Source organism: Acinetobacter sp. UBA1297 (assembly GCF_002307755.1).
GTDB classification, from domain to species: Bacteria; Pseudomonadota; Gammaproteobacteria; order Pseudomonadales; family Moraxellaceae; genus Acinetobacter; species Acinetobacter radioresistens.
In genome coordinates this window covers 163,929-187,283 of the sequence record NZ_DBUF01000017.1, presented here as the reverse complement: position 1 = coordinate 187,283, position 23,355 = coordinate 163,929, and the positions used below count along the sequence as shown (strand labels likewise).

The window sequence follows — 23,355 nt, the reverse complement described above, 5'->3', positions numbered from 1 at the left end:
GGTGCTTGTCCCTCATTCATTTAACTTAAAAAGAATGAGGGACAACAGACTTATTCAAATTTTGATCTGTAAATTATGGCAGTAAAAAATGCCACCAGACATACCACCCAAATATAGTACATTGCACCAATTTTACTGTAGAGGCTCAGCCACTGTACCAGTGGCAGGGTCAGGCCACCTGCAATTGCATAAGCGACATTATAAGAAAATGAAATTCCCGAAAAACGAATCTGGGCAGGGAACATTCTGACCATACTGTAAGACACCATACCGACCGTACCTGAGAACAGTCCGAGCAGCATATACAATATAAAAATGGTTGACTGTGACACATGACCCAGACTGGTATAAAAAATTCCTGCAATCGCAGCGACGCAGAATGAACCGATCAGAATAACTTTCCCGGCACCAAAACGGTCAGCCAAAAGTCCCGCCAGAATACAGCCTGCCATCTGCATAACAATAGTAGCACTTTGCATGGTAAAGGCATCTGAGCGTTCAATACCGAAAGCGCCGGTAAGCAAGTTAGGCATTGCTAAAATCAGTACCACTACACAACCAGTTAGAAACCAGGTAAACATCATGCCAATAACAACTGCTGTCTTGTGGCGAGCGAGTACCTGCTTGACCGGTAACTCTTTAGACAGTTCTTTACGTGCCTGCATGGCTTTAAAAATGGGTGTCTCTTTCAAGTAAGATCGCAGATATAAAGCAACCAGTCCAAATACACCACCAATAATAAATGGAATGCGCCATGCCCAGTCATGAATCTGCGTTTCACTAAATTTAAGGGAAATAAATAGTGACATCAGGGCACCAAGTAGAATTCCCAGTGAAAGTCCGGCGGTTAACAGGCCATTAGCAAAGCCAATCTTTTTCTCGGGCACATGTTCTGATACAAAAGTCCAGGCAGCCGGTATTTCTCCACCAATTGCAATACCTTGTACTACCCGCATTAGAAGTAATAATAAAGAGGCAGCATAGCCAATACTTTCAAAAGTAGGCATCAGGCCAATGACTAAAGTCGGCAATGCCATCAGCAAGATAGATAAACTAAAGAGACGTTTGCGTCCTACCAGATCGCCAAAATGAGCCATAACTACGCCCCCTAAGGGCCTGAAAAAATAACCGGCTGCAAAAATTCCATAAGTATTCAGCATAGCCCAAAAAGGACTCAGACCAATTGGAAAGAATAGCTCTGAAATAATTTTGGCGTAAAAAACATAAATGACAAAATCATAAAATTCGAGTGCGCCCCCCAAGGATGATAATCCAAGGGTACGTTTATCCTGCGCACTTAAACCTGAATGTGCTTCCATGCATTGAATTCCATAAAATATATTAAATTTAACTGATTGTAATAAAATGTTAATTAGATGATTAATCAATCTTTTTTAAAGCATAGTTAACAAAATTTTATATGCCAGCTCCATGGGCCAAGAGTAATTTTAGTTTACTTTTCTATTAAGTCGAACACTGTGAGCATAGCATCTTTATTTTTAACTTTAGCCTGCTAACGAAAATTATTAAAATATTCTTTAAGCCAGCTTCTGGGTAAAATAAATAAAGATAATACTATGCTTGAACAGGGGGGCTTAGTTTAAAGCCCGTACCGCATCATTTAAGGCCTCTAAAACGGCTTCTTTATTAACTTCTCCAATACTGACAATTCCAATAGCCATATGCCGCTCTGGAATTGGCATAAACAGGCCTACGGCTCCAGATTGCAGCCGACCTTCAGAATAACCATAACCAAGCTGGCGGGCTAGCTTGATTTCTCCTTTCTCCTCCGGTTGAGGCGGATAGGTTGTAGCAATTGCAATACCAGCTGCAGCTGTACCAATCGGATGCCGTGAACCCAGCTGATAATTAATACGTAAATAAGAGGAACCAGTCGATGCAGTTTTAACTACTACACAGTCTGATCCTTCAGCAATTACTAGCGATGCGCTGGCTTGAGTCCGATTAGACAGACTATTCAGAATCTGCTGGCTATTAGATGGAATCGTCATTTCATAGCAGTGATATAAATCCTGAATCTTGCTGCTGAGCTCCAGCCCCAGATTTTCATTGGTTTTAATATAACCTAAATGAGTTAAGGTCCGGGTAATACGGTAGGCAATAGTCCGGTTAATCTCTAATAGTTCAGCCAGCTGCGCTACGGTCAACTGGCCTTGATGTCTGGCAATCAGTTCTAATGCATGAATGCCCCGTTCCAGCGTCTGTAAGGTCTCCAATTCTTTTTCTACTCCGCTTGGTCAACCCGGATTTGGGTCTGTCTTAAATAGTAAACAATTGCAAAAAGACATTTTAGCCAATTGACAACATGTCTGCTCATTATTTATTCTTTTACTATATTAGAACATAATGTACGATAATAGAACAGGAAGTTCAGGATGAACGTAAAAGTACCTATGCATGGGCAATGCCCTTTTCATGCCGAGTTACAACAGAAGGGTAAAAACTTTGACATGTTTGCAGTGCCATATCAGCAAGACCCTGCATTGGCTCTGAAGGAGTTTCGTGCACAGCTCCCGATTTTTTTCTCTGAAGCGATGGGTTACTGGATTGTGACCCGTTATGAAGATGTCAAAGCAATTTTTCGTGATCCTATTACCTTTTCTGCCTGTAATGCACTCGAGAAACTGACGCCTTCTTGCCCTGAAGCATTAAAAATTCTCGAAAAATATAATTATGGTATGAATCGTACACTGGTAAATGAAGATGAACCGGTTCACATGGAACGGCGTCGTGCCTTAATGGATGCTTTTACACCACAGAATCTTGAAGAGCATCAATATTTCGTCAGAGAACTGGTCAGGAAGAAAGTCGACGGATTTATTTATAAGGGACGGGCAGATCTGGTACAGGAAATGCTCTGGGAAATACCCTTAATGGTAGCGTTACACTTTTTGGGTGTACCTGAAGATGACATGCAGGAACTACGTAAATTTGCGGTTGCTCATACCGTTAATACCTGGGGAAGACCAACATTAGAACAGCAGTTGGAAGTTGCCGAGGGAGTAGGACAATTCTGGGAGTACTCTGGCCGTGTGCTGGAGAAAATGAAACATAATCCAGAAGGTAAAGGCTGGATGTATGACATGATTGCTAAAAATCGTGTAATGCCAGAGGTAGTGACAGACAATTATCTGCATTCAATGATGATGGCTATTATGGTTGCCGCCCATGAAACTACCGCACTAGCCTCTGCCAATGCATTAAAACTACTTTTAGCTGACCGGAAAGTGTGGAAAAAAATCTGTGATAACCCGCAGCTGATTCCGGGTGCAGTCGAGGAGTGTTTACGGCATTCAGGTTCTGTAGTGGCCTGGCGCAGACAGGTCACTACCGAGAGTGAAGTCAGTGGAGTCAAGTTTAAGAAAGGCGATAAATTGTTTTTGGTGTCGGCTTCTGCTAATCATGATGAACTTCATTTTGAAAATGCCGATGAGCTGGATATTTATCGTGATAATGCTATTGAACATCTGACATTCGGTTACGGTGCACACCAGTGTATGGGTAAGAATATCGGCCGTATGGAAATGTGTATTTTCATTGAAGAACTGTCACGCCGTATACCAGACCTGAAACTCTGCGAGCAGGAATTTACCTATCTGGCCAATACCTCGTTCAGAGGACCAGAGGCCTTGTGGACTGAGTGGCATGCCCAGCCAGAACAAACTGCCAGACAAATTACCAGTTTTCCTATTGGAGCGCCTGATCTCAAGGCCATGACCCGCCCGGTACGTGTTCAGGCAGTTTATCCTGAAGCAGAAGATATTATACGTATTGAGCTGGCTGCTATACACGGTGAAGAATTACCACGCTGGAGTGCCGGTTCACATATTGAACTGGTATTGCCTAATGGCCTGAGCCGTAAGTACTCTCTATGCGGTTTAGTGACTGATCAATTTTATACGATTGCTGTAAAGAGAGAGCCAGAAAGCCGGGGTGGTTCACAATGGATTCATCAGTATTTAAAAGCAGGAGAACAGATCTACATTAAGGGACCCAAAAACTTTTTTAAATTAAATTTACAGGCGAGCCAGTATGTGCTGATCGCGGGGGGGATAGGTATTACTCCTATTCTGAGCATGGCCAACAGTTTACGTGAACAGGGGCGCCCTTACCGGCTAATTTATCTTTCACGCCAGCGGGCTAGTATGGCATTACTTAAGGAAGTTGCTGCACATGGTAGTGCTGCCGAACTCTACATTTCTTCTGAAGGTAAACGGATAAATCTGCAACAGCTCTTGTCAGCGTTGCCTGCCGGTACACAGGTATGCGCCTGTGGTCCGGAAGCATTACTTGATACCTTGATCAACTATACCGAAGACTTGTCACAGGTTCAGCTCACGGTCGAGCATTTTGGTTCAGGGAAGAACCTCTTTTTATATGAAAATGATACCGACTTTGAAGTTGAACTACTGGATAGCGGTTTAACACTGACAGTAGCCCGGGACCAGACCTTATTGGACTGTTTGCTGGACAAAGGAATTGATGTCAGCTTTGACTGTACCGAGGGTTTATGTGGAAGCTGCCAGCTTCCGGTTGAAGAAGGTGAAATTGATCATCGCGACAAGGTATTGACCCGAGCCGAGCGTGACGGAATGAAATCAGTAATCAGTTGCTGTTCACGAGGAAAAGGAAAACTCAAACTCAAGCTTTAAATGGTAATAACAACAAATTCAGGGAAAATGATAAAAGGAAAACTAAAATGGATCAGATTAAATCTGTAGCGCTGACGGATGTCAGTGCTATACCTCAACAGGTTCATACACAGGCTGACAAAAAAGTTGCCTATGCCACTATTATTGGAACCACAATCGAGTGGTATGACTATTTTATTTATGCCGCAGTGGCAGGCCTGGTCTTTAACCAGCTATTCTTTGCACCTGCCGGACCAGTGGTGGCCAATTTGTTGATATTTGCCTCTATTGGAATCAGCTTTTTATTTCGTCCTTTAGGTGCATTTATTGCCGGCCACTATGGGGATAAACTCGGGCGTCGTGCCATGCTGGTAATTACCCTTATATTGATGGGTGGCGCTACAGCATTGATCGGTCTGCTTCCTACCTATGCCTCAATCGGTATTGCAGCCCCTATTATCCTGATCATCTTGCGGATTCTACAAGGAATTTCAGCTGGTGGAGAATGGGGCGGGGCGGTCCTGATGGCTGTTGAGCATGCACCAGAAAACAAGCGCGGGCGTTTTGGTTCATTTCCGCAGCTAGGTATTCCATTCGGACTATTGCTGGCTTCTCTGGTATTAGTGATTATGACAGCTTGGGTCTCACCAGGGGATGCCTTTGTTGAGTGGGGCTGGCGCATTCCATTTCTGCTTAGCTTGTTGCTACTGTTGATTGGCCACTGGATACGTCGTTCTATTGGTGAAAGTCCAGTATTTGAAGAAATCAAGCAGCGTAAGTCTGCCAATCCACATCCAATTAAAACCCTATTTAAGCATCATAAGCTTTCAGTACTGCTTGCGGCACTACTATGTGCTGGAACAACCGCACTGGGTTATATGACGACTGGGGGCTTCATCCAGAATTATACAACGAACCCGGCCGGACCGATTGCACTGGAACGCTCGACCATTTTAACGCTCGTAACGTTATCTGCGATTGTATGGGCTGCATTTACCTGTATTTCTGCCAGCCTGTCTGACCGGTTTGGGCGCAAGAAAATGTATATTCTAGGGGCATTACTACAGCTGGGTGCGGCATTTGTAGTATTCCCTCTGGTCGATACAGCAACCTACTCTGGTATTGCTATTGCCTTGTTTTTGCTGTCAATGGGCGTTGGCTTTACCCATGGTATCAATGCAATTGTTTATACCGAATTATTCCCTGCCTCGATTCGTTTCTCGGGAATCTCAATTACTTATTCACTTGGTTCTATCATCGGCGGCGCTTTCGCACCCCTGATTGCAGCCTGGCTCATTAGTGTTTCAAATTCGACCACATTGGTAACTGTTTACTTAATGATGATGGCGAGTTTTGCCCTTATAGCCATCTGTTTACTCAAGGACCGTACCGGCATGCCACTAGGTGCAGATCATGAGGCAGAACAGAATCAGTCGCCATTTATCTGGCATAAATAATAGCAAGCTATATAGCCTCCTACGGGAGGCTTTTTATATTTTATTGATCTAAACCATAAATTTTTGTACTAGATGTCTACTCTATGCCTGGTCGATTTTACTGTTTGATAAACCGGATTGTTCAGTTCCAAAAATGCCATATTATTTTTGGAAATTAAAATGAGGGTGGGCAGTTCAATATAAAATTAACGGGAGAATGAGCAAGGAATCTGAATTTTAGGTATGCTTTATGGGAAATTATGTGACCCGACAGACTTATTTATTTATATCGGTCATCGAATGATACTTATAATATTTGCTCCTTTATATAAATAAAAAATCAACCAATAAAAACAGATTGTGATTGTTTAAATTTAAAAAAATATTATATTAATTTTTTGATAAATATATATTTTTATAGATTTTAGTAGTAGGCCTGATTGACTTTTAAAATGCTTGATTTTTACTCTAAAACTTAGCATACTAAAAATTATATTTTACGGTAAAAGTAATTTAATTATGTTTATCGTAATTTACTGGGCTCTTGAAGATGCTATAAATCGCATAAAAATGCTATAGAAAGAAAAAGCAGAAACTATTAGAAGAAATAGAAGAAAGCACGCAGTTTGAGCAATGCTGCGTTAAAAAACATGACAAGGAGTTCAAATATGCATTTTCCCGAAACGCAGCTAAGAAAGTCACTCTATTATCCTTATCAGGTTTATCCCTACTTTCATAGTCCGCAAAAGACTGTTGCCCAAACAGGTACAGTAACTATTGTAGGAGCAGGACCAATTGGTATGGCAACAGCATTACTGCTAGCCAGACAAGGTATACAGGTCGTTCTACTGTCTGCTGAACAGCAGTTATCTGAAGGTAGCCGGGCACTGGTATACACCAGGCGCTCTATGGAAATCTTACAGTCTGCTGGCGCTGCCCAACGTATCATGCAAAAAGCCCTACCGTGGACACATGGCAACTCTATTTATAAAGGACAGGTGGTTTTTCGAATGGCTTCACCATCTGGCTCACATGATCAGTTCGCACCATTAAATAATCTGCAGCAGAACTGGCTGGAAAGTTACTTGCTTGAGACCATACATGAGCAGGATAATATTGAGATTCGCTGGGGTAATAAGGTCATTGCACATGAACAGAATGATGAAACAGTCACTTTAACCATCCATACTCCAGAAGGTGAATATCAGCATGAAAGTAGCTGGGTGGTTGCAGCAGATGGAGGACGCTCTGCATTACGCGAACAGATGAAGCTGCGGATGCAAGGCGCCAGCTATGAAGGCCGCTTTGTTATTGCGGATATTCGTATCAAGCTGGACTATCCGACCGAACGTCTGGCCTTTTTCTCACCGGACTGGAACCCGGGCAATACCATTCTCATGCACCGCGAACCAGATCATATCTGGCGTTTTGACTATCAGCTTGATCCAAGTATCAGTCCGGAAGAAGCACTCAAACCGGAAAATCTGAGCAAGGCTGTCAATGACCAGCTCAAAATGATTGGACAGGAACATTTACAGTGGGAAATGGACTGGAGTACAGTCTATTCGGCACGTGCGTTAACACTCGACAATTATGTGCATAACCGCATTATATTTGTTGGTGATGCTGCGCATCTGTTACCAATTTTTGGCGTGCGCGGTGCCAATACCGGCTTTCAGGATGCCAAAGATCTGTCATGGAAACTGGCCGGTGTAATTCAAGGCTGGGCATCCCGCGAGTTTTTAGAAAGTTATACCTTCGACCGGGTTGGAGCAGTGCGGGAGATTATTGCTGAGGCCGGGAAATCTACCCGCTTTATGGCACCACCCACCCAAGGCTACCGCTTGCTACGCAACGCAGTACTGTCTTTATCGCTAGAACACGAATTTGTACGTCCACTCTATCATTGGCGTACATCACGGCCACATGCCTATAGCTATTCACCTTTGAACAGTCAAAATGATGACAATGCCAGCATGAATGAACTGACTGAAAATGGTGCCTTGATTCCTAATCTTAAAACTGTAGATGGTTCATTTTTGTATGACCGGATCGATGGTAAGTTCAACGTTCTGGTTTTCACAGAGCAGGGCGAACTTCCTGCCGGTCTTTATACTGAAATTAAAGCATTACAAGCCTGTGCTATTCCTGTGCAGATTATTGCACTTGCGCTGGATGGCCAGACAGTACATAACGCAGAGATGACTTTAAAGATCACTGCAGAACTTGCAGCAGAACATTTTTTTGCACAAAGTGGTTCAATTTACCTGATACGTCCTGATCATCATATTCATGGCCGCTGGCTGCATTATAGGAACTCTGCCATTACCCAAACTTTTGAGCAGTTTTGTCAGCTAACAAAAGGAGTAGCAGCATGAGTAATATTCGGATTGAAGACCTGGAACAGGTATATGACCATCTGGCAGAAAGTATTGATCATCTGGATGCAGAAAAACGTGAGCTGTTTCTGGTCAAGCTGGCTTTACTCAGTGCAAACCAGATTCAAGACAGCCCTATATTTTTAAGACTGATTAACCAGGCAAAAGTATTTGAAGATTAATATCTGACTCTATAAGTATTTTAAAATACGAAAAAAAATGAAAAGTACTTGTATTTCGTATTGAAAATATTTTTAATTTTGAATGATATAACTCTACTGGTAAAGTTTAAAACAAGCTAGTACAAGAAAAGAGTTTAAAATAAAAATCCCCTCAATAGAGGGGATTTTTTAAACCGGATATTTACTTAGACAATTGAATCATCCAGATTTGGTGCTAGCCAGCGTTTGGCCTCATCCAGCGTCCAGCCTTTACGTTTTGCATAATCTTCTAACTGATCCAGAGAAATCTTACCAACATTGAAATACTGAGATTCGGGATGAGCATAATAGAAGCCGCTCACCGATGAAGGGGGCCACATTGCAAAGCTGGAAGTGAGCTGTGTACCAATCTTGTCAGTAGAACCCAGCCAGTCGAATAGAACCGCTTTTTCAGAATGCTCAGGACAGGCCGGGTAACCCGGTGCCGGACGAATACCGATATATTTCTCTTTAATCAGTTCCTCATTGCTTAGCTGCTCACTGGCCTGATAGCCCCAGAACTCTTTACGGATACGTTCATGCAGGTGCTCGGCAAAAGCTTCGGCAAAACGGTCACCCAAAGACTGAACCAGAATGGCACTATAGTCATCACCTTTTGCTTTGTATTCATTGGCAAGTTCTTCAGCACCAAAAATTGAAACTGTAAAACCCCCCAGATAGTCCTGAGTCTGGTTCTCTTCGGTGACAATAAAATCTGCCAGAGATAAATTTGGCTTACCGGTAACTTTGTCAGACTGCTGGCGTAAATGCTCAAAATGATGTGTCGCAGCACCTTGTTCATCGTATACCGTGACAGTATCGGCAGCCGTACGTTTAGCAGGGTATAAACCAAATACGGCCCGGGCATCAAAACGTTTATTCTCAATAATATCTTTGAGCATAATCTGTGCCTGCTGATACAAATCAGTTGCTGCTTCACCGACTACTTCATCTTCCAGAATTTTCGGGAATTTGCCTGCCAGGCTCCATGAAATAAAGAATGGAGTCCAGTCAAAATACTCAACCAGTGTTTCTAGCGGATACTGGGTAATGGTTTGAACACCGATAAAATTTGGTTGCGGTGGTACGTAGTCCGGAGCGATCTTGAAACCGTGCTTAACCGACTCGGCATAAGACAGTTTGGCTGCTTTTGGCTGCTTGTTCGCCAGGCGCTCACGTACCTTAACATATTCATCACGGTGACCCTGTACAAAAGCAGGCTTCATTTCCGGTGAGAGCAGGGAGGTGGCGACGCCTACCGCACGTGATGCATCGGCAACATAAATGACGGCATCATTTGAATATTGCGGATCAATTTTTACAGCAGTATGGGCTTTTGATGTAGTTGCCCCGCCAATCATTAAAGGAATTTTAAAGCCTTTACGCTGCATCTCTTTAGCTACAAAGACCATTTCATCCAGACTTGGCGTAATCAGGCCGGACAGCCCGATAATATCAACTTTTTCATCAATTGCAGTTTGCAGAATTTTCTCTGCCGGCACCATTACACCTAAATCTACAATGTCATAACCGTTACAGCCAAGTACTACACCAACAATATTCTTGCCGATATCATGTACGTCACCTTTGACTGTTGCCATCAGGATTTTCCCTTTGGCTTCACCAGCAGTTTTTTCAGCTTCAATATACGGATTAAGCCAGGCTACTGCCTGTTTCATAACCCGAGCCGATTTTACAACCTGTGGCAAGAACATCTTGCCTGAACCAAACAGGTCGCCTACGACATTCATTCCGGCCATAAGCGGGCCTTCAATAACATCCAGCGGACGGGCAGACTTTAGCCGTGCTTCTTCAGTATCTTCATTAATAAAGGCAGTAATACCTTTCACTAGCGCATACTCAAGACGTTTTTCTACCGGTTCGTTGCGCCATTCCAGATTTTCAGCTTCACGTTGGGTTCCGCCCTGACCACGATATTTCTCAGCAATACTCAGTAACTTTTCAGTGGCTTCCTGTCCGCTTTCTCCCTGATTGCGGTTCATTACTACGTCTTCAACCGCGTCTTTCAGCTCAGCCGGAATGTCATCATAAATTGCCAGCTGCCCGGCATTTACAATTCCCATGGTCAAGCCCTGCTTGATGGCGTAATAAAGAAAAACCGCATGGATTGCTTCACGTACCGGCTCATTTCCGCGGAACGAGAAAGAAACGTTAGAAATACCGCCCGAGATCATGGCATTTGGCAGGTTCTGCTTGATCCACCCAGTAGCTTCAATAAAGTCCACACCATAGTTGTTGTGTTCTTCAATACCTGTCGCTACCGCAAAGACATTCGGGTCAAAAATAATATCTTCAGAAGGAAAGCCAACTTCATTGACCAGCACATCATAAGATCGTTTACAGATTTCTTTCTTGCGCTCAACCGTATCGGCCTGACCTTTTTCATCAAAAGCCATAACGATGACAGCCGCACCATACTGACGGCATAAACGTGCTTTCTCTACAAACTCATCATAACCTTCTTTCAGCGAGATTGAGTTTACTACGGCTTTACCTTGTACACATTTCAGGCCTGCCTCGATAATTTCCCATTTTGATGAGTCAATCATGATCGGTACACGGGAAATATCAGGCTCAGAAGCAATCAGGTTCAGGAATGTCACCATCGCATTTTGCGAATCAAGCATCCCTTCGTCCATATTGATATCGATGATCTGGGCACCGCCTTCGACCTGTTGACGGGCAACATCCAATGCTTCTGCATAATTCTCTTCACGGATCAGCCGTGCAAATTTCTTTGAACCGGTTACGTTGGTTCGTTCACCTACGTTTACAAATAGTGATTCATCGTAAATATTAAACGGCTCCAGACCACTCAGTCGGCAGGCTGGTTTAATCTGGGGAATCTGGCGGGGAGCGATATCTTTTACAGCATTATAAATAGCTCGTATATGGTCCGGAGTCGTACCACAGCAGCCACCGGTAATATTGATTAAGCCACTTTCTGCAAACTCTTTCAGAAATGCAGCAGTTTCTTCCGGTGTTTCATCATAACCGCCAAAAGCATTGGGCAAACCGGCATTCGGATGGGCAGAAACAAATACATCAGCAACATCAGCCACTGTTTTAACATGTGGGCGCATGGCATCTGCACCCAAGGCACAGTTAAATCCGATTGAAAGCAGATCGCCGTGGCGCACCGAATTCCAGAAGGCTTCAGCAGTTTGTCCGGTCAGCGTACGTCCGGAAGCATCTGTGATCGTGCCGGAAATCATTAAGGGTAATTCATAACCTAATTCTTTAAAGACTTCCTTTACCGCAAAAATAGCTGCCTTACAGTTCAGGGTATCGAACACGGTTTCAATCAGAATAATATCTGCACCGCCTTCAATGAGGGCATGAGTCGCCTCTATATAATTTTCTTTTAGGGCATCAAAAGTAATATTACGAAACGCCGGGTTATTAACATCCGGTGATATAGAACAAGTACGTGAAGTAGGGCCAAGTACACCGGCCACAAAGCGCGGTTTATCAGGGGTTGAATATTTTTCACAAGCTGCTTTGGCCAGCCGTGCAGCTTCACGATTAATTTCTGGTACCAGATCTTCCATATGGTAGTCTGACATGGAAACGCGGGTACCGTTGAAACTGTTGGTCTCGATAATATCTGCACCAGCATCCAGATAAGCTTCATGTATGCCCTGAATAATTTGTGGCTGAGTCAATACCAGCAGGTCATTATTGCCCTTCAGATCATGGGCCCAGTCTGCAAAACGTTCACCACGATAATCTGCTTCCTCAAGCCTATGACGCTGGATCATGGTTCCCATCGCACCGTCAATAATCAGGATGCGTTTGGCAAGAAGCTCTTTTAGGGTGGCAAGCGTAGACATGAAGAGACCCCCAATGCGGATAACTGTAAAATGGGCGCTATTGTAACAGATTCAACTTATATAGTTATGCCTTTGCATGTTAAGCATTTCCTATAAGGATTGTGGCTATTCCTGATATAGCCGGCTACTTTTACCTGATTGGTCCTGTATTTTTTTCATGAAATTGCAATATCTTTGCAGCATAGTCATTAACTGAACATGAAACAAACAATTGGTGACTTATAGCTGTAATAATTCAATGAAAGTAATTTATTAGCCCGTAGCTTGTTCTTTTTTATCATTTTAAATATAAGTTATTGAATTTATAAATATAAAAAATAGTAGGAATAGAATGAGTACAAAGATATGGGTTCTAAGGATGACCTGAATAAGCTCAATTAGATGAAAATTGGCTTTATATGACACCCTTTTGTCATATAATTGTCACAATTTAAATAAAGAATAAGGGGATTTTATTATCCTCTTAAACCATCTAGATGAATTCGAATATTCCTCCCGATTCAGATCCAGTACTTCCCGTGGCATCCAGTAATGTACACGTGCCAACACCGAAGTTTTTTATGCCGGTGTTCCTGACGGTAATTGTTGCCACGCTAATCTATATTGGCTTTCAGGTAAATGCTGATCTGGCTCATGTTCCGCCGCTTGGTTTATATTCTATTATTCTGCTAGCCACTGCTTTATTGATTGCATTAGGCTTTGAATTTGTTAATGGTTTTCATGATACAGCTAATGCTGTAGCGACGGTTATCTATACCAATGCCTTGCCAGCACCTGTAGCTGTGATGTGGGCAGGCTTTTGTAATTTTCTTGGGGTAATGGTAGCAAGTGGGGCGGTCGCGTACGGTATTATTGCGCTGCTTCCGGTTGAGTTGATTATGAATGTCAGTAGCGGTGCCGGTTTTGCGATGGTATTTGCTTTACTGATTGCCGCAATCATCTGGAACCTCGGTACCTGGTTTCTTGGTATACCTGCCTCAAGTTCGCATACCCTGATCGGTTCAATCTTGGGGGTGGGTATCATGAACCATCTTCTAAATGCCGCGACCGGTGCCAGTGGTATCGATATGGATCAGGTCATCAAGGTGGGTAAGGCCTTACTGTTTTCACCACTAATTGGTTTCGCATTTGCTGCGGTATTGTTCCTGCTGGTTAAAAAGATCTTTAAGAAACAAATGGAACTGTTTCAGCCGCCAGAAGGGAACAAGCCGCCTCCACCACTGATCCGTGCCATCCTGATTTTTACCTGTACTGGTGTTAGCTTTGCTCATGGATCAAATGATGGGCAAAAGGGCATGGGCCTGATCATGCTGATTCTGATTGGTCTGGTACCTTTAGCGTACTCTCTGAATAAAAATCTGGATCAGGCACATTTACAGTCATTTGAACAGTTATCTACTCAAACTGCTTCTGCTATTTATGCTAATTATCAGGATATCCCGGATGAGCAGGCACGGACTGTACTGACCCGTTATATCCAGACCAAGGAAATTAGCCCTGAAGTAGTGCCAGCATTGGCAAGCCTGACTGACCATCTGGGTGAGCGTGTCGCAGCCTATGATAATTTAAGAGACATGCCTGAAGCAGTAGTCAGCGAAATTCGTAATGACATGTACCTGAGTACCACTACATTTAAGCGTCTAGATAAGGCAGAGGCGTTACCTGCGTTACCTGAAGCTCAGAATAAACTGGTAGATGAATATCGTGATAATCTGGATTCATTCCTGCAATATATTCCGACTTGGGTCAAAGTGGCGGTAGCCCTGGCACTGGGCCTTGGAACTATGGTGGGCTGGAAGCGAATTGTCGTGACAGTAGGTGAGCGTATTGGTAAGCATCATATGACTTATGGTCAGGGAATGTCTGCCGAGCTGGTAGCTATGTCTACAATTGCTGCAGCAGATGGCTTGGGTATGCCTGTATCGACTACACATGTTTTAAACAGTGCAGTTGCAGGTACCATGGTGGCCAATAAATCTGGCCTGAACTTTAATACTGTCAAAACCATTCTGTCCGCATGGGTATTTACACTGCCAGCAACCATTTGCTTATCCGGCGGTTTATATTGGCTGTTTCTCAAGCTATTTGTTTAATTAAAATAGACACTAAAAAAGCTTTGCCTCGGCAAAGCTTTCTTTGTATCTGCTGTTGTTTGTTCAGAAAAAGCTTCAGCTTTTCTTTTTGAATTTTGAAAGAAGTTTTTCTACTGGCAGTTTATCTGAAGCCAGGCCATATAAGGCAGCAAAAGGTAGTGCAGTTCGTGCCAGATAAGCGACACGCCACAGACCGCCATGGTTAGCACCTTCCATCATCAGCTCTAAAGGATGTTCTAGTGCAGTGTCTGGATGTGCTGCTGAATCAGGATTGCGCAGATCGTGGATCCATAGGGCTGCCATGATGGCATTGGTAGTTTCAGGTGCAAAAGCTTCTACATCAAATAAGCTGGCGCCAGTAAATGCAGCCTTTAGTAATGGATTCTTGGTGACAGAATGCGTCGTGGTTGACGGGGCAATATTAATACTGACCTGTTGACCCTGATGGCGTGCGAGTACAGCGCGCCATTGTTGTAGGCGCTTGGCTAGTGCATAATTCGGGCCTTGTTCCAAGACCAGACAGTCGGTAATGCCGTAATGTTTACCATTATCTGACTTTACAAGTATTTGCTGGTTCTTCTGGAAAAAATGTTTCAAAGAAGCGGTTGAAATACCCTTGGTTAGAAGCTTTTGTAACTGCGAGCGATGTTTAAACTTGTTAGATGCAGCTTGAGCAACTTCTTCCGGCACCGCATATACATCGGTCGGAGTACACATAAACATCAGGCTGGTATCCGGTTTATGCTGGCTGACATATTGCATGATAGCATCCATTGCCATAGAAACCCGTACATGTTTTTCACCATCCAGATAGGCGATAGCTGCCAAATCCAGTTGCTGCTTAAAGGTCACCAGCCACTGGCCAATCTCTGGTAACTGGGTCAACAGATTGGCTCCCAGATGCTCTTTTAGCTCGGAAATATTGGCCTGTTCGGGAAAAGGCTGATCGCTGGGTGCGATAAGCGTGGCATTTCCTGCTTCAATAATGTTTAAAATTCTTTCCCATACCTGAGCCCGCGGCAAGTCAATAGCAACAATATTGGCTTTCCATTTGGCCAGCCAGGTTAATGGGCCGGCTTCAGAACCCGCACCAAGCAAAACCAGTGTCCGGTCAGACAGGTCAAACCATTCTGGATGTGCTACAGCCTGCTGCAAAGCTTCAGCATGACTTGCCTCAATGATGCCAGCTGCCAGCCATTTTTCTATCTGGCTGAGCAAACTCTGGCCCTGAAGGTTCTGGCCATGATAAGGCACATACCATTCAGGAGTGTTATCGCTCTTGCCTTGGAACTTGACTGTATAAAGCTGTTTTTCTACAGGAATCTGCATCACATCCTTGAGTAAACAGGATTCACCTGCACGGTAAAATACAAAGCTATGATGTGCCTTATGTAAACCCTGCTTGGCAATAGTAATCGGATGATTAACCTGCCGGATACCCTGATACACCAGCGCTTTAAAATATTTTGGATATGTCTTGCGCCAATTTTTTTCTTTAGATGCCTGCTGTGAGCTGTCGGAATCGACCAGTGATAATGCTTCAGCAATAATTTCTTTACCGGTACGGGTCGTACTTGGCTTGTTAGAGCCTTCCTGTACAGGAAATTGTAAACCTTCAAGTGGGTTAGACATGCAAAATATCTCTTCGGATCATTGATTTAATATACAGTTGTATACATTATCTATGCCAGATTGGATTAAGGGGTGGCATTATGTGACAAAATTGCAAGAAAATAAGAAAACTGATCTGGTGAGTAAAGAGATTAAAACCGTCTAACAGTAGAATGCTTTTCTCTATAAATAGATCAACCGTGAATCTGCCTGATCTGTTTTGATGAGTAGAAATCGTCTGGATAATAATAAAAGCCACGCCGGTTCAAACATAATACTTGCTTGTTCAGTATGGGCTTTACAGCTATTTAAACCTATTCAGCAGTTTACCGAAAAATAATAAAACTTCTTTTATAACTCAATCTTGGATTTTGTTTTTATAGTATTTATTTTTAACTATTTACTATGATGGTTGCTTTATGCTCTTGTGACTCAAGCAATGAATTAAAGCTTATAAAACAATATATGGTCTTTACTCTGTTCAGTTTTTTCTTTGTAAAATGAGCTAGTGAAGGTAGTTATTTACCACGGTCAATAGTACGGAACCCGGTATGAGTCGTAGCCAGGTTAAATTCTTGTGGATGACGGCTACTTTTTCTATAACGGGCACAGTATTGACTGGCACAAAGAAAGGAGCCTCCCTTAATCACAAAGGATTGTGGAATATGCTGCGAAGTTCTTAACGCTGAATAATTTCCCATATGCTCATCATGAGCACCGGTATATACAGAACTGGTCCATTCCCAGACGTTACCAATCATATCGTAAAGTCCAAAAGCATTCGGGCTGAAACAGCCCACAGGGGCTATACCTTTAAAATGGTCTTCTTGGCTATTATGAAAGGGAAAATCACCTTGCCAGTAATTTGCATCAGGCCGGTGCTGATGATTACGCGGTTCATGTTTTAAGGGCACATCTGTCTCGTCATTACCTTTGGCTGCGTATTCCCATTCAACTTCAGAAGGTAAATCATGGCCGAGCCAGAGCGCGTAATGTTCAGCATCGTTTTTGGTAATATACCGTACTGCTTCGTTAGCGCGGGCAGGTGGACCCTCTGGCCCTTCAGGCAAGCGCCAGTTATAACCTGATTTAAGCTTCCACCACTGTTGTGGTGACTACTCATCTGCTTCAAATATGGCAGCTTCATTCTGTTTTTCGGCATCGGTAATATAGTGTGTAGCTGCTATAAAACTTGCAAACTGAGCCACAGTCACTTCAGTCTGATCAATCCAGAATCCTTTCACTTTCCTTTTTTGAGCCCCAAAATTGATCTCATCTGGATAAGCCAGTTCCGATCCTAATTTCACTTCGCCTTTAGGAATATATAACATCCCGGCATGTGCTTGTTCTAACCAGCCTGAAGGCAGTCCAGAATATGACTGACAGTATGTTATATTTCCCAGATTTAAATTTTTTTTATTTGTGGGGAGGCTACTTTGTTCGGTGTTATGGCAGCCTGTAAAAAGCAGACTGCACAGCCCTAATCTTAACGCTAATTTCATTTGCGGTATTCCAGTACACCATGCTGCTGTGCATACTGCTGATAAATTTGACTCAGCTTTTGAACCTGATCGGGATACTGCTCGGCAAGATTCTGATTTTCGCCGCGGTCATTTTTCAGATTATAAAGTTCCCACTGGCCTGTACCAAGTTCAGGTTTTGCCTGCAAAGCTATTTTCCATTCACCTGAACGTAGATATTTGTTGCCATGTAATTCATCCCCGAATATGAAATCGGCAGGGCGAACCGAGGCAGCTTTATTTTGTAGGAGTGCTTTCCATGAATAGCCATTTGGTGTGTTAATTTTTCTTCCCTTATATTCACTTTGCGGTACAGGAATGCTGGCGAAATCCAGTACAGTAGGCAGTACATCAAGTACTGAAGTAAACCCATGATATTTTTGTGAATCTGATAATATATTAGGGACTTTTATTATTGCAGGGGCAATAGTTGCACCTTCACCAGCAGTTTCTTTCCATAGATGAAAAGGAGCAGCACTGACCTCTGCCCAACGTGGACCAATATAATGATAGGACTGTGCTGTACCGACAGCATTCAGAGAAGCATCGAAACTCGGATCGCTTGCTCCGCGAATAGTACCTTCTGCACCATTATCAGAAACAAAAAAGATAAGGGTGTTATCATAAAGACGGTTAGCTTTTAAGTACTGGATAATTTTGCCAATATTAGTATCCAGGTTTTCTACCATACCCGCATAAACTTCCATTTTACGGGCTTCTATAGCTCTTTGTTCTGGACTCAGTTCAGTCCATTGGCCATAACCTAATTTATCAGTTGCCAACGGTGTGGCTGACTGAAAGTCAGGAGGAATAATACCGAGCTGTTTCTGGCGTTTAATCCGGTTTTCGCGGATGACCTCATATCCTGCATCATAAACGCCTTTATATTTATTGCTATAAGCTTCAGGCGCCTGTATGGGCCAGTGGGGTGCGGTGTAAGCTGCATAAGCAAAGAAAGGTTTGCCACTATTTTTGCCACTTTCCAGATATTCCAGTAATTTATCAGTAAAATAATTTGTTGAAAAAAAGTCATCAGGTAAATCTGCGATAGAAATAATTTTCCCGTCTTCTGTATAAGTCGCTGTGCGTTTAAATGCAGCAGGTGCGTCTTTAAAATGTAAATCCAAGCTCTGAAGCAAGGTGAAAGAGCGGTCAAATCCTTTGACATGAGCATTACTCTCAGGCGTCAAGCCTAAATGCCATTTTCCACTGATATAAGTACGGTAACCATGATCACGCAAGACTTCTGCAATTGATAAAGACCGCTCGTTCAGATAGCCCTCATAACCTGGTTGACCTTTTAAATGGGTAGGAGTGAGTTCTGCCATTGCACCAATTCCGGCCAGATGATGATCTGTACCTGAAATCAATTGGGAACGGGTAGGAGAGCAGGTTGCGGCTGTATGATAATCGGTAAGAATTTTACCCGCTTGCGCCAATGCATCCAGATTAGGCGTGTGTATTTCACTGCCAAATGCTCCCAGATCTGAATAGCCTAAGTCATCTGCCATAATAAACAATATATTAGGCTGCTGTATTTTATTCTGTTTATTGTCTTCGTTTTTATCATCATTACAGCCAGACAGAGAAAAACTGAGTGCCAAACTGGTAAGGGTAAAAAATAGTTTAATTTTTTTCATAATCTAATCAAGTGGCAATAAGCTTGCTGCCAAGCCTAAGACAAAGCCACTCGTTGAAAAATGAATAAATTTTGCTTTGGTAAGTAAGAAAATTGCTTAGAACAATTCTCACTATACTAAGCAATTTTTTTAAGAAGAAATTTAATTGATTACTACATTCAGATTATTAAAAAGAAGGCAGTTGTGATATTTTGTTCAAAAAGTGTGGAATCAGGCGTGGCTCAAGAATAACAGTCATTATCACCCCGTAAGCAGCACCCCATAAGTGAGCACTATGGTTAATATTACTGTTACCTCGCTTACCGGACCAGATACTGTACGCTATATATAAAACTGCAAAAATAATAGCGGGTACCGGAATAAAAAATACAAAAATCAGTTTCCAGGGCTCAAACAGGATGTATGCAAACAAAACAGCAGAAACTGCGCCGGATGCGCCTAAGCTGGCCCAACGGCTATCATTTTTATGTTTAAGGTAACTTGGCAGAATTGCAATGATTAATCCACCCAGATAAAACAGAACAAAGCCCAGATCATAAAAGTACTGTCGATAAAAGCTTTCAATAATACTGCCAAAGAAAAACAGGGTAATCATATTGAACAGCAGATGAGCGCCATCTGCATGCACAAAACCATGAGTAATAAAACGGTCATACTGACCTTTCTGCATGGCTGGTGGCCAGAAAATCAGGCGATTCATCAGGGCCTGATTGGAAAATGCCAGCAGTGAAACGATCACTGTGATAATAATCAGGGTAACGGTATGATTAAAAGGTAGACCTAGCATAAAATCTCGTATTCATTTGGATCTGTTTAAAGTCATCATGCCATTAAAACAGATCGTGGATGGGAGTTTCATAATAATTCCGACAATTTTAGTTGATTTTTTCGAAATCCCCCGCATCTTCAGTTAAAATACTTGCAATAGCTTGAGGAATAATTGTTATGTCGACTGAGACCAACAGCACTGCAGTAGCAGAAGAGATCCCGAACCTGTTAATTACTCCAAATGCACAAGAGTATTTGCATGATTTGCTAGAAAAGCAGAATACTCCGGGAATTGGTGTTCGTATTTTTGTAGAAAATCCGGGAACACCACGTGCTGAATGCTGTATGGCGTATAGTGCTCCGGAAGAGATTATTCCTACTGACTACAAACAGGATTATCCAGATTTTCCTGCATTTATCGATGCCCCGTCTATTCCATATCTACGTGATGCGGTTATTGACTACAATAAAGACCGTTTCGGCGGGCAGCTGACATTCCGTGCCCCAAACTCTAAAGTACCACGTGTCGGTCCAGATGCGTCAATCGAAGAGCGTATTACCTATGTACTCCAGTCAGAGATTAATCCGGGACTGGCAGGACATGGCGGTAACTGTGCATTGGTGGAAGTGGTAGAAGATGAAGAACATGGCCTAACAGCTGTACTTAAATTTGGTGGAGGCTGCCAGGGCTGTTCAGCAATTGATGTAACCCTAAAACAGGGTGTAGAAACTACGTTGAAACAGCATATTCCCGAGTTGTCACGCGTAGTCGACCAGACTGACCATAGTCAGGCGGAAGGTGCTTACTTTAAGTAAGTTCTACTTTAGGTCAGATATGTATCTAGAAACCTCCTTCGGGAGGTTTTTTTATAACCACAAGAAAATATAAATAATGAGAATTGTTATCAATATCATTCCTAATTTAAAAGTTTTTTGTTACACTGCGCAACATTAAATTTCATTTTTCTCCATAAATCCGTAATTTGGGGGCAGTAATGTCTAACCGTATGATGAAGTCTGTACTTACCGTTTCGATTCTCTCAGCTATGTTATCTGTAGCCAATGCAGCTGAAACAGACAAGGTTCAGCAGCAGGAAAATGAGAGCCAGCCACAGGATGCTGTCAAATTAGAAACTATGGTTCTTACCGCAGAAGAGCAGGTAAAACAGTCTTTGGGCGTTTCTATCATTACAGAAGAAGATTTAAATAAATTACCCGTAACCAATGATATCTCGGAATATGTACGTCGTATGCCAGGTGTAAACTTAACCGGTAACAGTGCTACTGGCCAACGTGGCAATAACCGTCAGATCGATATTCGCGGAATGGGTCCTGAAAATACCTTAATTCTGATCGATGGCAAGCCGGTAAATTCACGTAATTCTGTACGTTATGGCTGGCGAGGTGAACGTGATACGCGAGGTGATTCTAACTGGGTACCAGTCAATGCAATCGAGTCAATAGAAGTATTGCGAGGTCCTGCTGCTGCCCGTTACGGTTCTGGCGCTATGGGAGGCGTGGTCAATATTAAAACTAAAAAAGTGACCAATCAATTACATGGTTCTATTGAAACTTATACCAACCAGCCAGAAAATAGTAAAGAAGGTGATACTAATCGTATAAGTGTCAATTTGAGTGGACCGATTATTCAGGATATTCTGTCTTATCGAATTTATGGAAATTATAATAAAACTGATAATGATGCGCCAGACATCAATCCTGTGGTGGGGTCAAACGGTTATCGTGCCGCAGGTCGTGAAGGGGTAGAAAATAAAGATATTAATGCCCGCTTGGCCTGGAAAATGACTGATCATCAACATTTGTTTTTTGATATAGGTTCGGGACGGCAGGGTAACCTGTATGCAGGTGATTCACAGAACAGTAATCTCGACCCGACTACTAATGACATCTTGTCTCAATTATTTGGTAAAGAAACTAATACGTTGTATCGCGATAACTATGCTCTGACTCATGAAGGAGAATGGAGTTGGGGGGATAGCAAGCTTATTGCTCAATTTGACCGTACCAAAAACAAGCGACTACCCGAAGGAACAGCAGGAGCAAGTGAAGGCCGTATTAACAGTCTGGAAGACCGGGTGACTTCTACCCTCGATACATTGCGTTTTAATGGAGAAGTCACCGTCCCTCTTGAACTATATGTCCCGCAAAACCTGACGATAGGTGCTGAATGGGTTGAAGATGATTTTAGCGATCAGGAAAATACCAAGCAGGGTGATGGCTCGTACGGTGAAAATTTAACTACGGGAGACCGTAGCAAGATGAAGTCGCGCATAGCTTCTGGATATCTTGAAAACAATATGAAAATTACTGATGCTACAGATATGGTGGTCGGTATACGTTTCGATGACCATAACCGGTCAGGTTCCAATTGGAGCCCAAGTTTAAACCTCAGCCACAAACTGGGTGATTACTTCACTTTAAAAGGTGGCATTGCCAAAGCCTATAAGGCACCGAACCTTTATCAAAATGCGGAAGGATATTTGCTGGGTACAAGAGGAAATGGCTGTCCGATTGGTCTGAGTCAGTGTGTACTGCAAGGAAATGCCAATCTAAAACCTGAAACTTCAATCAATAAAGAGATTGGTTTCGAATTTCAGAAAGATATTGTAAATGCCAGCCTGGCATGGTTCCGTAATGATTATGAAGACAAAATTACTTCTGGAGATGAAGTAACGCAGCAGGTAGTTATTGGGGATACAACCTATAATGTATTGCAATGGACCAATATTCCTAAAGCACTTATTCAAGGTCTTGAAGGAAGTATCAGTCTGGATTGGGGGGATGTAACCTGGACTAACAACTTTACTTACATGATTGACTCGGTAAACAAAAAGACAGGAAATTCTCTCTCGGTGGTGCCAAATTATACAATTAACTCTATTTTCAATTATGACATTACTGATGCATGGGATGTAAATTTTGTTTATACCCAGTATGGCCGTCAAAAACCGCGCCAATATAAAGAAACTTCGCTTGAAGATAAACAGGGTATAATTACTGAGAGTGTTAAAAGTTATGGTCTGGCCGGTATCAATACAGGCTATAAATTTAATGACAATTTCAGTGGCCGGATTGGTATTAGCAACCTGTTTGATGAGCAAAAACTGCGTGACAATACAGTAAATCAGACTTATAACGAACCTGGCCGTGCATATTATGCAAGCTTGAAGTACGAATTCTAA

General features: G+C 42.7%; 13 protein-coding genes and 1 pseudogene. 7 read left to right on the top strand and 7 right to left on the bottom strand.

The features are described from left to right. Window positions 1-50: 50 nt before the first annotated feature. Together B3R63_RS08490 and B3R63_RS08485 are read right to left on the bottom strand one after the other, a co-directional pair. Entirely contained in the window at window positions 51-1,319 is a 1,269-nt protein-coding gene (locus tag B3R63_RS08490) for an MFS transporter (RefSeq protein ID WP_286729758.1), read from the bottom strand. A gap of 276 nt (window positions 1,320-1,595) precedes the next feature. Continuing rightward, window positions 1,596-2,237 carry a helix-turn-helix domain-containing protein gene (locus B3R63_RS08485; RefSeq protein ID WP_017400806.1) on the bottom strand — a complete coding sequence of 214 codons (642 nt, stop codon included), beginning with the start codon at window positions 2,235-2,237 and terminating at the stop codon, window positions 1,596-1,598. 159 nt (window positions 2,238-2,396) lie between these two features. Between B3R63_RS08485 and B3R63_RS08480 the strand changes: the two genes are divergently transcribed. The 4 genes from B3R63_RS08480 to B3R63_RS08465 all read left to right on the top strand — a co-directional run bounded on the left by B3R63_RS08480 (window position 2,397) and on the right by B3R63_RS08465 (window position 8,648). Further along, window positions 2,397-4,673, top strand: a complete 2,277-nt coding sequence (locus B3R63_RS08480; protein WP_286729755.1) for a cytochrome P450/oxidoreductase — start codon at window positions 2,397-2,399, stop codon at window positions 4,671-4,673. Between the two features lie 47 nt (window positions 4,674-4,720). Then, window positions 4,721-6,109 carry an MFS transporter gene (locus B3R63_RS08475; protein ID WP_286729753.1) on the top strand — a complete coding sequence of 463 codons (1,389 nt, stop codon included), beginning with the start codon at window positions 4,721-4,723 and terminating at the stop codon, window positions 6,107-6,109. Window positions 6,110-6,756: 647 nt separating this feature from the next. Then, window positions 6,757-8,466, top strand: a complete 1,710-nt coding sequence (locus B3R63_RS08470) for an FAD-dependent monooxygenase (protein ID WP_286729751.1) — start codon at window positions 6,757-6,759, stop codon at window positions 8,464-8,466. Further along, window positions 8,463-8,648, top strand: coding sequence for a hypothetical protein (locus tag B3R63_RS08465; protein ID WP_286729750.1), 186 nt, complete (start codon window positions 8,463-8,465; stop codon window positions 8,646-8,648). The genes B3R63_RS08470 and B3R63_RS08465 overlap by 4 nt, the downstream gene beginning before the upstream one ends. Before the next feature lie 185 nt (window positions 8,649-8,833). Here the strand turns inward: B3R63_RS08465 and metH are convergent, their stop codons facing one another. Next, a complete protein-coding gene (gene metH, locus B3R63_RS08460; RefSeq protein WP_286729748.1) occupies window positions 8,834-12,520 on the bottom strand; it encodes a methionine synthase in 3,687 nt (1,228 codons plus the stop codon). A gap of 476 nt (window positions 12,521-12,996) precedes the next feature. Here metH and B3R63_RS08455 point away from each other — a divergent pair, with 476 nt between their 5' ends. Further along, window positions 12,997-14,613 (top strand): inorganic phosphate transporter, encoded by a 1,617-nt coding sequence (locus tag B3R63_RS08455; RefSeq protein WP_005019044.1) that lies wholly within the window; start codon window positions 12,997-12,999, stop codon window positions 14,611-14,613. A 75-nt stretch (window positions 14,614-14,688) separates the two neighbouring features. Here the strand turns inward: B3R63_RS08455 and B3R63_RS08450 are convergent, their stop codons facing one another. The 4 genes and pseudogenes from B3R63_RS08450 to B3R63_RS08435 form a co-directional block, all read right to left on the bottom strand. Further along, window positions 14,689-16,245 (bottom strand): hypothetical protein, encoded by a 1,557-nt coding sequence (locus B3R63_RS08450; protein ID WP_111281899.1) that lies wholly within the window; start codon window positions 16,243-16,245, stop codon window positions 14,689-14,691. Window positions 16,246-16,742: 497 nt separating this feature from the next. Further along, window positions 16,743-17,726 (bottom strand): annotated as a pseudogene (locus B3R63_RS08445) (SUMF1/EgtB/PvdO family nonheme iron enzyme). Continuing rightward, window positions 17,723-19,384 carry an arylsulfatase gene (locus B3R63_RS08440; protein WP_286729736.1) on the bottom strand — a complete coding sequence of 554 codons (1,662 nt, stop codon included), beginning with the start codon at window positions 19,382-19,384 and terminating at the stop codon, window positions 17,723-17,725. Before B3R63_RS08440 ends, B3R63_RS08445 begins: the two are co-directional and overlap by 4 nt. A 166-nt stretch (window positions 19,385-19,550) precedes the next feature. Further along, window positions 19,551-20,171, bottom strand: a complete 621-nt coding sequence (locus B3R63_RS08435) for a rhomboid family intramembrane serine protease (RefSeq protein WP_286729733.1) — start codon at window positions 20,169-20,171, stop codon at window positions 19,551-19,553. A gap of 158 nt (window positions 20,172-20,329) precedes the next feature. Here B3R63_RS08435 and nfuA point away from each other — a divergent pair, with 158 nt between their 5' ends. Together nfuA and B3R63_RS08425 are read left to right on the top strand one after the other, a co-directional pair. After that, window positions 20,330-20,968, top strand: a complete 639-nt coding sequence (gene nfuA / locus B3R63_RS08430) for a Fe-S biogenesis protein NfuA (RefSeq protein WP_005019052.1) — start codon at window positions 20,330-20,332, stop codon at window positions 20,966-20,968. Between the two features lie 179 nt (window positions 20,969-21,147). Next, window positions 21,148-23,355, top strand: coding sequence for a TonB-dependent siderophore receptor (locus tag B3R63_RS08425; RefSeq protein WP_286729729.1), 2,208 nt, complete (start codon window positions 21,148-21,150; stop codon window positions 23,353-23,355).